The sequence below is a fragment of the Primorskyibacter sedentarius genome, assembly GCF_004342065.1.
Taxonomy (GTDB): domain Bacteria; phylum Pseudomonadota; class Alphaproteobacteria; order Rhodobacterales; family Rhodobacteraceae; genus Primorskyibacter; species Primorskyibacter sedentarius.
In genome coordinates this window covers 178,651-191,872 of sequence record NZ_SLZU01000005.1, presented here as the reverse complement: position 1 = coordinate 191,872, position 13,222 = coordinate 178,651, and the positions used below count along the sequence as shown (strand labels likewise).

Sequence of the window (13,222 nt, the reverse complement as noted above, 5' to 3'; positions counted from 1 at the left end):
TCAATTTGGGCGCCCTCGCGGCCGGTGCTGCCACCTCCAGGCTGGTTGTGCGGAGGCTGGGCGCGACGACGCCTAGCACATAAAAAACGATATGACTAGCTTTTAGATTGATATTCTTTCTGAGAGCCTGAATATTGAGGCGGAGCGGCGCCGACGCGCATGCTGGAATCCGGCGGAGGAAAAGAAGAATGCCATGTGATACTGCAAAACCCCTTGTGGCGATCCTGGGTGCCGTTCCGGCGGATGTGAAGGCGGCCTTGTTGCCTGACTTTCACTTGATGGAGCCTGAGCAATGGGTCGATCTGTTGCCAGAGGCGCGCGCGAAGATTGATCGTGCGTTGACCTCGGCGGTTGGCGGGGCTGCGCGCGAATTGGTCGAAAAGCTAACCGGTTTGCGCAGGATCGCCAGCGTCGGGGCAGGGGTCGATCGCTTCGACCAGCCATGGCTGGAGGCGCGGGGGGTGGCGCTTTGCCCCACGCCGGAGGTGATGACGGAAGACACGGCGGAATATGCGGTGGCGCTGGTGTTCGCTCTGCTTCGTAACGTGGTTTCGAATGACCGTTTCGTCCGCAGTGGTGCGTGGACGCAATCCCGCGCGCCACTGGGTTTGCGTATTTCGGGTGCTCAAGTCGGTATTGTCGGACTGGGGCGGATCGGATCGCGAATTGCAGAAAAGCTCGCAGCGCTCGGTTGTTCGGTTGCCTATACGGGGCGAACAAAGAAGGATGTGAAATGGCGTTTCGAGCCGGACGCGTTGCGTCTGGCCGCCCAGTCCGATGTGGTCATTCTCAGCTGCGCCGGAGGCGAAGCGACGCGCCACCTCGCCGATATCGGGTTGTTGGAGGCGCTCGGGCCGCAGAGTTACCTTGTCAACGTATCGCGTGGCTCCGTGGTGGATGAGGCTGCGCTGATTGCGGCGCTTGAGGAGGGGCGCATCGCCGGTGCCGCGCTGGATGTCTTTGAGAATGAACCAATGCCTGACCCAAGGTTTCTGCAACTGGAGAACTGTATCCTGTCGCCGCATGCGGCGGTTTTCACGCGCCAGAACCGCGTCGACCTGATTGCGCGGATCGCAGAGCTATTGAGTTTTGATGATTAAAAAACATATTATTGACTTAATGGGGCAAACTGTGCAGGTTTTGCGCAATATCCCAACATGGCGCTTCTTAGGGCGCCTCTGTCGCGGAGGGGTGGCATGGCCACGCCCGGGGCAGATCAGCTACGGATCGGATCCAGCCAAGTGCCTATCACCGACGACATGATTCACACCGCGACGCGAGAGCTCTACTCGCGGTCTTTGCGCAAGGTTCCCGAAGACGCCAAGGAAGGCCTGCGCGCTGCGATGAAGGTTGAGTCCAGCGAGATCGCGCGACGGACCCTGGACCTGCAACTCAAGAGCGCCGAGCTGGCCGAGCGAAAAGACCGGTTTGTGTGTTCGGACAGTGGCGTGCCCACCTATTTCGTCAAGATCGGCAGCAAGGCCGAACTGGATTGTGACCTCAAGGCGTCGATCCGCAGTGGCTATGAGGAGCTGGTCGATACAATCGATCCGCCGTTGCTCAAGCATGTTACGAACCCGCTGACGCGCGAGCGCGGCTATCACGGCAAGGACATGCCGCTTGTGTCGTATGATTTTGAAAGCGGTGCGGATTATGTCGAGATCATCTGCTCGCCCAAGGCATTGGGCTCTGGCCGTTGGGCGGCGCTTGAACTGTTCACTTTCCCCTCGCTCGAAGAAATTGAGACCTACGTGCTGGATGTGGCGATCAAGGCCGGTGCGCAGCATTGCCCGCCGGTCATCATGGGTGTGGGGATCGGTGGATCCTTTGATTTCTGCGCGTCGATGGCCAAGAAACAAACACTACGCCCGATCGGGCAGGTGAACCCCGAACCGACCCTGGCAGCGATGGAGGATCGGTTGAAAACAGCAGTGAACGGTTTGGGCTTTGGCCCGATGGGCACTGGTGGCGATACGACCGTGCTGGGCGTTCATGTCGATTATGCCAGCGGGCACGGGTTCACGCCGGTCGCGGTGTGCTTCAACTGCTGGATCAACCGCCGCACCAGTGTCCGAATGTGGAATGATGGCCGGATGGAGTGGGGCGAATGAGCGTGCGCGAACATGAGTTGAGCCTTCCGGTCGATCAAGTGGCGATCAGGGAATTGAGGGCAGGAGATGTCGTCTATCTGACCGGAGAGATCTTCGCCACGGCAGGTCTGCCAACCCATGATCGCCTGTTGCGCTGCATCGATGGCGAAGAAGAGGCCCCGTTTGACATGTCTGGTGGCGCGCTCTTTCATCTTGGCAGTCTGAATGAAGAGGTCGAGGACGGCTCTTTGCGGATAATCTACATGAACCCGACGACCAGCACGCGGTTCAACGGCCATATGCCGCGATTGATCCCGGGGCTGGGCCTGCGCATGACCGGCGGCAAGGGCGGTTTGAGCGCCGAGAGCGCCAAGGCCATGGCCGAGAATGGCTGCGTCTACCTTGGCTTTCTGGGCGGGGGTGCGCAGATCATCACTCAGGCCATCCGCAAGGTGACGGGCATCGGCTGGCCCGAGATGATTTCGCACTATCGCATCGCCCGCATTCAGGTAGAGCGCTTGGGGCCGTTGACGGTTGGGATCGATGCGCATGGGCGCAGCATTTATGACGAAACGCATACGGCGGCGCTGGGGCGGCGCGAAGACTTGTTGCAGGCCATGCGGGCGCAGCGCGACGCTGTGGAGACCTCCGGCGATGCCTGAATGTCCCAAGGGGTGGGGATGTTGCCGTAGATAAACAGCTTGCTTGAAGGATTTAAAAGGCATATAGCTAGTTTAATAGTCTATAAAAGACTGGCACATTTACTGGGAGGAAGAACGAAATGATACGCATATCTTGGAAGGGAATAGCCGGGGCTCTTGGGCTTGGTGCAGTTTGCGCGGGCGCGCTTTTCACCGCTGAACCGGCAATGGCGCAGGACTATCCAACCAAACCGGTGACGCTTGTTGTTGGTTTCCCGCCGGGCGGCTCGACTGATGTCGTGGCGCGGATACTTGCGGGCCACATGACAGACACGCTCGGACAGCCCGTAGTGGTCGAAAACCGTGCCGGTGCCGGTGGCTCGGTTGCGATCGCTCATGTCGCGAACTCTGACCCGGATGGCTACACTGTCGGCGTCAGCGGGGTCGGAACCTCGATCCTGATTGCCGCATTGGGCAAGGATCCCGGGTTCTCGATGGACGATGATCTGGATGTTGTCGGCATCATGGGCACTCTGGGCCTGCTGATCGCTGGGCGCACTGATCTGGAGCCAAAGACGCTGCCCGACCTAATCGAATACGCCAAGGCAAATCCGGGTGACATCGCCTATGGCACTTCGGGTGTTGGCACACCGGGACATCTGGCAATGGAATACCTTGCGGCAACTGCCGGGATCGACGTTCTGCATATCCCTTACAAGGGCAACACGCCGTTGATGAACGACGTGCTGGGTGGCCATGTGGACGTGGCCATGCTGACAACGCCCGGTGCGGCCGAGCAAGTCCGCGCCAAGGGCATCATGCCCTACGCGGTGTCCTCGGTCGGGCGGTCTTCGTTGATGCCCGAAGTGCCTACGGTCTCTGAATCCGGGTTCGAAGGTTATTCGGCGCAGCTGTGGAACTTGATGGTTGTCCCGACAGGCACGCCCGACGAAATCCAGAGCAGCCTGTCCGCAGCTTTGAACGCCGCGATGGAAGACCCTGAAGTTCTTGAATCTTATGGCAAGCAAGGTCTTGCCCCGACACTGACCACCCCGGCAGAGGCGAGCGCCTTTCTTGCCGCCGAACGGGCCAAGTGGCAGGGCGTCATCAAGGATGCGGGCATCGCGACAGAATAAAGCCCATCCGGGGCGGCTGGTCATCCGGCCGCCCCTATGGTTTCTGGGGAGAGTGTCATGTCCAAACATTTGTCTTTGCGGCTCGTGGTGGCGCTGATCATGGTGGGCATCGGGCTGGTCGGGATTGTCGGCGCGACGGTGTATGAATTCGGCTCTGCCCGGCGGCTCGGACCGGGATATTTCCCGATGGTCCTGTCGGTGATCCTCGTGGGGCTCGGACTGGCCGAGGCCATAACTGCCGTTGTCAGCCGATTCGAGGACCTGTCCTCGCGGATCGAATGGCGCCCGATGCTTGCGATCCTAGCAGCGGTTGCCGGGTTCGCGCTCACCATCCACTTTTTCGGGCTGATCCCGGCGTTTTTCGTCTGCGTCGGCTTCACCAGCCTTGCCGAGCCTGATTTCGGCATCCTTCCGGCCGCCATCATTGCAGCGGCGACCAGCCTGCTGGCGTGGGGGCTCTTTTCCCTTCTTCTTGGCATGACGCTGCCGCTCATTCGTTTCGGGTTCTGATCCCATGCTTGACAACATCCTGATGGGCTTTGCCACTGCGGCGACGCTGACCAATCTCAGCTACTGCTTCGCCGGTGTATTTCTGGGCACCCTCATTGGGGTCCTGCCGGGATTGGGGTCGCTTGCGGCGATCTCTCTGCTTCTGCCGGTTACGTTCTACCTCGAACCGACGACCGCGTTGATCACCCTTGGCGGAATTTACTATGGTGCCGAATATGGCGGTTCGATTGCGTCGATCCTGCTGAATCTGCCGGGCACACCGTCCGCGGCGGTGACCTGTCTGGACGGCAACCCGATGGCCAAGCAAGGCCGCGCAGGGGTGGCGCTGTTCATCACCGCCATCGCGTCTTTTGTCGGCGGTTCGCTGGGCATTGTCGCGCTGATGGCGTTCGGGCCCGCCATTGCAAAGATTGGTCTGGGCTTCGGGCCAGAGGATTACTTTGCCCTCATGTTGCTTGGCCTTGTGGCTGCTGTCACCGTTGGAACCGGGTCTGTCATCCGTTCGCTGATCATGGTGGTGCTCGGCTTGCTTTTGGGCACGGTCGGCACCGATGTAACCTCGGGCGATTTCCGGTACACGTTCGGCTTTCTGGAACTTCGCGATGGTGTCAGCCTGGTGGGTCTGGCGATGGGCCTGTTCGGAATAGCCGAGGTCGCCAGTTCGATCACCGGGTCCAATGCCCGCAGCGTGAAACACAAGGTCGACATGCGCTCCATGCTGCCTACGCGCAAGGATATGCGCGCGACCGGTGGGCCAATTCTGCGTGGCAGCTCCATCGGTGGTTTTCTGGGCGCGCTGCCGGGGGCCGGCACGGTGATCGCGGCGTTCCTGTCCTACGCGGTGGAATTGCGCGTTGCCAGGGACCGCTCGATCTTTGGCAAAGGGGCCATTCAGGGAATTGCCGGACCGGAGTCGGCCAACAACGCTGCGGCACAGACTGCCTTCATTCCCACGCTCACCATCGGAATTCCGGGCAGCGCCACGATGTCGATCATGCTGGGCGCGCTGATGATCCACGGGATCTCTCCGGGGCCGCTTCTCATGACGGATCACCCGGAAGTATTCTGGGGGCTGATCGCCAGTTTCTGGATCGGCAACCTGTTCCTTCTGGTCCTGAATATCCCGCTGATCGGGATCTGGGTGCGGGTTCTGCAGTTCCCGTACAAGTTCATCTATCCGGTCGTGATCGCCCTCATCTGCATTGGGGTCTTTTCAATGCGGACCAGCGTCTTCGATGTCGGAATTGTCGTGATCTTCGGTGCGCTTGGCTACCTGATGCAGCGGGTCGGCTATTCTCCGGCCACGCTGATCCTCGGGTTCGTTCTGGGCCCGATGCTTGAGGAAAATCTGCGTCGCGCCATGCTTCTGGCCCGCGGCGACGCGATTCGCATCCTGACCGACCCGCTTGCCGGATCGGTGCTGGCACTGTCTGCGCTTCTCCTGATCTGGGCGATGATCGGTGGTGTCAGAAATATCATCCGCAAACAGCGCAACACGTCCGACGTGGTCGGCGAGGCCTGACCGCGCGCAAAGGAGACAGCAATGCAAGGATCCATGTCCCATATCCGTGTGCTGGACCTCAGTCGCGTGTTTGCCGGCCCGTGGGCCGCGCAGATGCTGGCTGATTTCGGGGCCGAGGTCATAAAGGTCGAACACCCGCGTGGTGGCGATGATACCAGGCAGATGGGGGTGTGCCATCTTGACGAAAACGGCGAAGAAACTGGGCTGACATCGTCCTTCTTGTCGATGAACCGGGGCAAGCAATCGATCGCGGTCGATATCTCAACTTCCGAAGGACAGGATATCGTGACCCGGCTTGCTGCTACGGCCGATGTGGTGATCGAGAATTTCAAGGTTGGCAACCTTGCGCGTTTCAACCTCGATTATGCCAGTCTCTCGAAGGTCAATCCCCGGCTGGTTTACTGCTCGATCACCGGGTACGGGCAAAGCGGGCCCTGCGCTCATCTGCCGGGCTACGACCCGATCTTTCAGGCGATGACCGGCGTGATGAGCGTGACCGGCGTGCCCGAGGGCCAACCCGGTGCGGGGCCAAACCTGGTGGGATACTCGATCTCTGATATCAATGCCGGGTCCTACGCGGTCATAGCCATTCTTGCCGCGTTGAACCACCGCGACGTGGCTGGCGGCACAGGCCAGCATCTGGATATCGCACTGTATGACGCGCAGGTTCATGCCACGTCGCATGTTGCCATGAATTATTTCGCCAATGGGATCGTACCGGTGAGCAACGGCACTGCGTCGCAGGTTACCTGCCCCTGGCAAGTCTTCGATGCGGCCGACCTGCCCATCATGATCGCTGTGGGCAATGACGGTCAGTTCCGCCGTCTATGCGATTACCTGGGTTGCCCGGAACTGGCTGATGATCCGCGCTTTGCGACCAATCTGCAACGGGTGCAGCACCGCGACAGTTTGATCCCGCTGCTGGCAGAGCGGATTTCCACCCGCCCCGCCAGCCAGCTTCAGGCGGAGCTTGAAGCGATTGGCATCGCCGCGGGGCCGATCTGCGGGTTTGACGATGTGATAAAAGATCCGCAATTCGAACATCGCGGGTTGCGGCGCAAGGTCTCGCATCCGCGCGTTGGGGATCTGGATATCATCGCCAACCCAATTGTCTTTTCTGAGACAGAGAATGTCTACGACCGGGCACCGCCAGAGCTTGGCGCGGATACGGACGAAGTTCTGACGACAGTTCTGGGGCTGGACAGGGCAGAAATCACCAAGCTGCGCGATGCGGGGGCTGTGCGCTAATCTGTCCGTAACTTATTAGGTTAGTTTCGTTCAGTAAGCCGTTGTATAAATAAGAAAAGGGCCCCCGGTGGGCGCCCTTCCCGATTTTGGCGGTAGCATGTCAAGAAATGCTGCTCTTACGTCTCGAAGAAGATGGTTTCTTCATCGGCAGGCCCGCGCGTCAGGATATCAAAGCGGTAGGCCGGTACGCCGTCGACCTCACCATCGGGTTGGACAAGCAGCCTGTCACGCTGATGTTCCGGCACGAGGTTCAGGATCGGGTCCTTGGCGTTCAGCTCTGCAAATTGCGGAAAGTACAGTGTGGTCGTCACAGGCTTCATCAGCCCGATACCCATCAGCAGAACGTTCAGATGTGGTGCACGGCGTTGACCATCTTCTTCGTATGATCCGGGCAAGACGGAGCGGAAGGAATAGTCACCCTCCATCGTGGTCCAGGACCGGCCCCAGGCAATGAAATCGGGGTCGGCCTGATCGCCCTCGGGGTCGCATTCACTGCGGAACCGGCCATTCGCGTCGGCCTGCCACATCTCTAGGATCATGTTAGGGACGGGCAAGCGGCCTTCTTTGCAGACATTGCCGTGCAGGATGAAAACTTCGCCCTGCTCGGTCGGGGTGGCATCTGCAGAATAGCGGGTCAGGTCATTGTCGCCCGGCTGGAAAAAGCCGGGGGGGAAGAATGGCCCGATGGTGTGCTGGGACAGCGGGAAGCGGCGGTTCTCTGGGTTGTATGTCATCATGCCTCCGGCGTTGCATTGCGCCCGCGCAGGACGATGTCAAAGCGGTAGCCCAATGCCTCGGTCCCGGCGTCGCGCGGATGTTGCTGAGTGGCGATCAGGCGGTTGCGCGCGGCGGCGTCCCCGACCGAATTCAGGATCCGATCCCAATCGTTCATTGGGTCGCCGGGGAAATACATCTGTGTCACCAGCCGCGACAGGGTGCCCGGCCCGAGGACCGAAAAGTGGATATGCGCCGGGCGCCACCATGCGTCCTTGACGGGTACCGGATAGGCGCCGGGCTTGATCGTGTGGAATTCGTACCAACCATTCTCGTCCGACCGGACCCGACCATTGCCTAGGAAATTGGGGTCCAGCGGCGCGCGCCGGTTGTCCAGAGTATGCGCGTAACGACCGGCCGCGTTGGCCTGCCACAATTCAACCACGGCGTTAGGGATGGGGCGGGAATCTTCGTCCAGAATCTGGCCGAAGACCCGCATATACAGGCCCTGCGCCCATTTGCCGGTCGAGGTTACAGCCAGATTGCCATCACCACAGATCAGTTTGCGCCACAGCTCGGCGGGGCCTGTCGTCTCGGTTCGGGTTACGGGCTTGCGGATGGCCGGTTGCGATGGGGTGAAGAGCCATGTGTTGGTATACCCCTCGATCGGAACGCTTGGTTCAACGCCGTCGGGCCACGGATCATAGAGGCGGGTGGTGTGGATATTTCGCATTTGCAAAGTCCTCCCCGGATTTGCTGTCTGTCTGGCAAATAGAAAAAGCACTGTGCAGCTATTGCCAAGTCGCGATGACAAAGTCAATAACATACACATATAATTTTAATGCGCATTTCGAGTGCGCCATTTGACGTCATCGTGAGGCGCGCAGCGCGCGTCTTGCGGCGTTTTGCATAGAGATCGCCTTTGTTATTTGCTTTTCAGGCGCTTATCAAAACTTGGCAGGGCGGTGAGAGAGCGCAGTTGATTTGAATTGTAATGCTATGTATATCATTTATACGAATCGTAACGCACCATTTGCAGCGAAGGAGACCAGAACTGCGGATGCCCGTGGCCTTTCGGCTTCGGCGTCACACGAACTGACCCGCGGGCAAGGGTGTCAAGAACTGCAAACCTGCCTCGGCGACGCTCAATGGGTCGCCCAACCATAGCTTCATGTCACTGCGAAGGCGCGCGCGGCTGACAGATCGACTGTTTCGACGCGCTTGCTATCCAGCAATTCAATGGGAGGAATGATATGTCCAGACTTCAACCGAACCGCCGCCAGATACTGGCAGGGCTTGGCGCCACATTGGCGGCACCCGCACTTGTCACGCGCGTAAATGCTGCAGAGCTGACACTGCGGTTGCACCACTTCCTGCCGCCCGTCGCCCCGATGCATTCCAAGTTCTTTGAGCCATGGGCGAAAGAGCTGTCCGATGCCTCTAACGGGGCAATCGAGGTGCAGATATTCCCGGCCATGCAGCTGGGGGGCAAGCCGCCGCAGCTGGCAGATCAGGTTCGCAAGGGCATCACCGACATTGCCTGGGCGTTGCCGACCTACACGCCCGGTCGGTTCCTTGTGGCCGAAACAATGGGCCTGCCCTTCATGGTGACGCATGCCGAGGAAACCTCGGTCGCGGTACATCAACTGATGAACGAATTTGGCGGCGACGAATTCAAGGGAATGCAGCCGCTCGCCTTCTGGAGCCACGATGGCGGCAAACTGCATATGCGTGATGGGCCTGTGCGCACGGCAGCCGATCTGGCTGGCAAGAAAATCCGCAGCCCCAATGCCGGGATGGGTGATCTTTTGTCCTCCATGGGAGCAGAGCCTGTCTTCTTCCCGGTGACAGAAATGGTCGTGGGCCTCAGCAACGGTGTGATCGACGGCTGCTGCTTGCCCTACGAGGTGGTTCCGCCTTTCAAGCTGCAGGAGTTGACCAGCTATTCCTGCGAGGCGGCGCCGGGCGCGCGGGGCCTTTATGCCAACACCAACGCGCTGCTGATGAACCAGCGCAGCTACGAGGCGCTCTCGGACGATCTGCGCGCCGTGATCGACGCACATTCCGGGATCGAGCTGTCGCGCCGCATCGGCAAGACCTTCGATGAATTCGAAGCCGTGGGCCGTGGCATGGTTGAAAAGCAGGGCAACGAGATCGTCCAGATCGAAGCGGCTGAAATTGCGAAATGGGCCGACGCAGCCCAGCCTATCTATGCAGCATGGGAGGCCAAGCTGAATGATGCGGGCCACGACGGTGCTGCGATCCTGGCGCGCGCCAACGCGCTGCTCGACGGTCAGGCCTGAGCGCCATGCAATTTGGCGCAATATGGCCGGCACACGGGGGGGGACGTCCCCCCGTGCTCGTCTGGACCGATCGCCTGTCCCGTGTCTTGGCCGGGGCAGGCGGGATTGTCATCTTTGCGGTCGCGCTGACGGTGACCGCCTCTGTCATCATGCGCAACATCGGGCTGCGCGGCATCAGCGGTGACTTCGAACTGGTCGAGATGTCCTGCGCCTTTGCTGCAGGTCTGTTCCTGCCGCTGTGCCAATTGACCAAGGGCCATGTCATGGTCGATCTGTTCACCAATTGGATGCCCTCCGTGGTTACCGCGCAGATCGACAGGATCTGGCTGCTGGCCTTTGCAATCGGTTGGGCAATCCTTTGCTATTTCATGATCCACGGCCTGATCGAGATGCGAGATTACGGCGACCGGTCCATGCTGATGTCTCTGCCGCTCTGGTGGGCTTACGTGCCCGCTGTTTTGGGCGCGGGCGGCTCCAGCCTGATTGCCTTTGCGCAGACCATCGTGCCCTCAAAATTCACCGCAGTCGGAGGCTGAGCCATGGATCCCACTTTGCTTTCCGTTGTCCTGATCGTCGTTTTGCTCGCCGCCGTGCTGTTGCGCGCACCTATCGGTCTGGCAATGGCGGCCGTCGGATCGGTCGGCTACATGCTGCTGTCGAGCCCGGCAGGGCTTGCGGCCTATTTGTCATCGGCCTGGCCGGACCGCTTTTTGTCCTATGACCTGGCGATCATCCCGCTGTTTATCCTGATGGGCCATCTCGCCACGCGTACCGGCATTTCCGCCGCATTGTTTGCTGCCTCCAACGCCTGGATCGGGCACTGGCGCGGTGGCCTTGCCATGGCTTCGGTTGCGGGCTGCGCGATGTTCGGGTCGATCTCTGGCTCTTCCATCGCAACCGCGTCGACTATGGCCAAGGTGGCGCTGCCCGAGATGAAGAAACACAATTACAGCGGCGCGTTGTCGTCCGGATCGCTTGCCGCAGGCGGCACGCTGGGCATCCTGATCCCTCCGTCCATCGTGTTGATCATCTACGCTTTGTTGACAGAGCAGAACATCGTCAAACTGTTCCTTGCCGCGATGCTTCCGGGTTTGCTTGCCGTTGTGGGCTTCATCATCGCCATCGCAATTTATGTGCGGCTCTTCCCGGCCTCGGCGCCCTTGCAAGAACGTACCCCGATGCGCGAACGCTTTCGCAGTCTGGGTGGCATCTGGCACATCATCAGCATTTTCATCATCGTTCTGGGCGGTATCTATGGCGGGTTCTTTACGCCAGCAGAGGGCGCATCCATTGGCGTGGTGCTGACGGCGCTTGCAGGGTTGCTGACGCGCACCCTGACCCTTGAAAGCCTGATCGACAGTCTTGTCGACACGGCCGGGGCCAGCGCGATGATCTTTGTCATCATCTTTGGCGCGGATCTGTTCAACGTTGCCATCGCGCTGTCGCGGATGCCTACGGCACTGGCGGACTGGTTCGCGGCGGCCGATGTTGCGCCGATGACGGTTCTGATCCTGATGATCGGGTTCTACCTGATCATGGGCTGCGTTATGGACAGCCTGTCGATGATCGTTCTGACAGTGCCGGTGTTCTTTCCAACGATGATGAGCCTCGATTTCGGGCTGCTTGCACAACAACAGGCGCTGTGGCTGGGCATCCTGACGCTGGTGGTGGTCGAGGTGGGGATGATAACCCCGCCGGTGGGGATGAACCTGTTCATCATCTCGGCAATCGCGCGGGACATCCCGGTTGGCGAGATCTTTCGCGGGACAGTGCCTTTCATCATGGCCGAGGGCACGCGGATCGTCCTACTGACCCTGCTGCCCGTCCTCAGCTACGGTCTGGTCGACTGGTGGTGGGGTTGATCGGTTCGCGACGCCCAACGACACCTTTCCAGACAGGTCAAAGCCCCGAGGCATATGCTTCGGGGCTTTGTTTTTCTGAATGCCCCGCCGCCTGCAATACAGGCAAGGCGGCGGGAAGTCGGTTTACATCTCTGCCAGCTTTGACATCGCGCATGCACGCAGGACGCCTTCATAGCGCTGATAGGCTTCAACGCCGATCACAAGCGGGTTCGGCGCATCCGGCGTGGCGCGCATCAGCTCCATCATGTCGTCGCTGCCGTCCACGAATGGATGGTTGCTCAGTTCCATATCCACACCTGCGGCTTCTGTCTGTTCGTGGAACGCCTCCAGCGATGCGACATAGGTCTTCAGGCCGTTCACATCCCGAGGAAGACCCGTGCCACCCCACATGCCGATCTTGTGCGGGGCGCCGTCAACCGTCACGGGCACGATCAGCGAGATGGTGCCGGCGGTGTGGCCGGGGGTGTGAAAGGCCTGCACCTCTGCACCGCCCAGGCTGACGATGCCGCCATTGGCGACCTCGGTCTGGCGCTCGGGTTTCTCGCCGCCCATCGCGCGGCCAAAGCCGGTTTCGATCCCGTGCCATGCGGCGGGCGAGGTGATGATCTCTGCGCCATAGGTTTCACGCAGGTATTTCGCGCCGCCGTAGTGGTCGCTGTGCTCATGCGTGATGATGACCTTGCGGATGTCCTCCGGGTTCAGGCCAAACTCTTGAAGGCCGGGCACCAGCACGGTTTTGACCTCTTCGGGCGTATTCAGGGAATCGATCAGGATGATGCCTTCTGGTGTGTTCAGCGCATAAGCCCCGACCCAGGCCAAGCCGACGAAGTAGAAGTCATCCGCCAATTGCGTGGCCGGAAGGGGGGCTTGCATGTCTATACCGTCAAGCCCCGCGCTGCCGCCAATGCCGCATTGGCGCTGTACGGTCACCAAAAATCGGTCGCCCGCCAGTTCCAGGGCGCGTTGCTGGTAGTCGGTTGCGCTCATCTCTGCGGTCTGGGCGTTAAGCGCGACAGGGGCAGAGCACGCCAACAGTAAGGCGAAGAGTCTGGATCGTTTCATTTCTTTGGTTCCTTTCTTGGTTGCTGTTTATGGGCCCGCGTTGCTGTTTGGGTCAGCTTTTTTGCGGCTTCTGGTCATTGCCTCACGTCTGTTTCCGCACCGTCCGCGCCTGCGCGATCAGCCCTGACGCCAGC

The 13,222-nt window shown here is 60.1% G+C and carries 13 protein-coding genes; 10 read left to right on the top strand and 3 right to left on the bottom strand.

Features of this window, described 5'->3' with window-relative positions; all coding sequences use genetic code 11:
* Nucleotides 1-188: 188 nt before the first annotated feature.
* The 7 genes from EDD52_RS10110 (at nucleotide 189) to EDD52_RS10080 (ending at nucleotide 7,147) form a co-directional block, all read left to right on the top strand.
* Complete coding sequence (locus tag EDD52_RS10110; protein ID WP_132244477.1) at nucleotides 189-1,100, top strand: NAD(P)-dependent oxidoreductase; 912 nt, start codon at nucleotides 189-191, stop codon at nucleotides 1,098-1,100.
* Nucleotides 1,101-1,196: 96 nt separating this feature from the next.
* Entirely contained in the window at nucleotides 1,197-2,111 is a 915-nt protein-coding gene (locus EDD52_RS10105; protein ID WP_207906006.1) for a fumarate hydratase, read from the top strand.
* Nucleotides 2,108-2,752 carry a fumarate hydratase C-terminal domain-containing protein gene (locus EDD52_RS10100; RefSeq protein WP_132244475.1) on the top strand — a complete coding sequence of 215 codons (645 nt, stop codon included), beginning with the start codon at nucleotides 2,108-2,110 and terminating at the stop codon, nucleotides 2,750-2,752. Before EDD52_RS10105 ends, EDD52_RS10100 begins: the two co-directional genes overlap by 4 nt.
* A 119-nt stretch (nucleotides 2,753-2,871) precedes the next feature.
* Complete coding sequence (locus tag EDD52_RS10095) at nucleotides 2,872-3,867, top strand: Bug family tripartite tricarboxylate transporter substrate binding protein (protein WP_132244473.1); 996 nt, start codon at nucleotides 2,872-2,874, stop codon at nucleotides 3,865-3,867.
* 57 nt (nucleotides 3,868-3,924) lie between these two features.
* Nucleotides 3,925-4,377 carry a tripartite tricarboxylate transporter TctB family protein gene (locus tag EDD52_RS10090; RefSeq protein ID WP_165907506.1) on the top strand — a complete coding sequence of 151 codons (453 nt, stop codon included), beginning with the start codon at nucleotides 3,925-3,927 and terminating at the stop codon, nucleotides 4,375-4,377.
* Between the two features lie 4 nt (nucleotides 4,378-4,381).
* Complete coding sequence (locus EDD52_RS10085; protein ID WP_132244469.1) at nucleotides 4,382-5,899, top strand: tripartite tricarboxylate transporter permease; 1,518 nt, start codon at nucleotides 4,382-4,384, stop codon at nucleotides 5,897-5,899.
* 21 nt (nucleotides 5,900-5,920) lie between these two features.
* Complete coding sequence (locus EDD52_RS10080; protein ID WP_132244467.1) at nucleotides 5,921-7,147, top strand: CaiB/BaiF CoA transferase family protein; 1,227 nt, start codon at nucleotides 5,921-5,923, stop codon at nucleotides 7,145-7,147.
* Between the two features lie 116 nt (nucleotides 7,148-7,263).
* Here the strand turns inward: EDD52_RS10080 and pcaG are convergent, their stop codons facing one another.
* Nucleotides 7,264-7,881 (bottom strand): protocatechuate 3,4-dioxygenase subunit alpha, encoded by a 618-nt coding sequence (gene pcaG / locus EDD52_RS10075; protein ID WP_165907505.1) that lies wholly within the window; start codon nucleotides 7,879-7,881, stop codon nucleotides 7,264-7,266.
* A complete protein-coding gene (locus EDD52_RS10070) occupies nucleotides 7,881-8,594 on the bottom strand; it encodes a dioxygenase family protein (RefSeq protein WP_132244463.1) in 714 nt (237 codons plus the stop codon). Before EDD52_RS10070 ends, pcaG begins: the two co-directional genes overlap by 1 nt.
* A gap of 520 nt (nucleotides 8,595-9,114) precedes the next feature.
* Between EDD52_RS10070 and EDD52_RS10065 the strand changes: the two genes are divergently transcribed.
* From EDD52_RS10065 to EDD52_RS10055, 3 genes are read left to right on the top strand one after another with little or no spacing between them, the layout of a single operon-like run.
* A complete protein-coding gene (locus tag EDD52_RS10065) occupies nucleotides 9,115-10,164 on the top strand; it encodes a TRAP transporter substrate-binding protein (RefSeq protein ID WP_132244461.1) in 1,050 nt (349 codons plus the stop codon).
* 53 nt (nucleotides 10,165-10,217) lie between these two features.
* On the top strand, nucleotides 10,218-10,700 hold the full coding sequence (locus EDD52_RS10060; RefSeq protein ID WP_165907504.1) for a TRAP transporter small permease: 483 nt from the start codon (nucleotides 10,218-10,220) through the stop codon (nucleotides 10,698-10,700).
* A 3-nt stretch (nucleotides 10,701-10,703) separates the two neighbouring features.
* On the top strand, nucleotides 10,704-12,026 hold the full coding sequence (locus tag EDD52_RS10055; RefSeq protein ID WP_132244457.1) for a TRAP transporter large permease: 1,323 nt from the start codon (nucleotides 10,704-10,706) through the stop codon (nucleotides 12,024-12,026).
* A gap of 123 nt (nucleotides 12,027-12,149) precedes the next feature.
* Here the strand turns inward: EDD52_RS10055 and EDD52_RS10050 are convergent, their stop codons facing one another.
* Entirely contained in the window at nucleotides 12,150-13,088 is a 939-nt protein-coding gene (locus EDD52_RS10050) for an MBL fold metallo-hydrolase (protein ID WP_132244455.1), read from the bottom strand.
* Nucleotides 13,089-13,222: the final 134 nt, after the last annotated feature.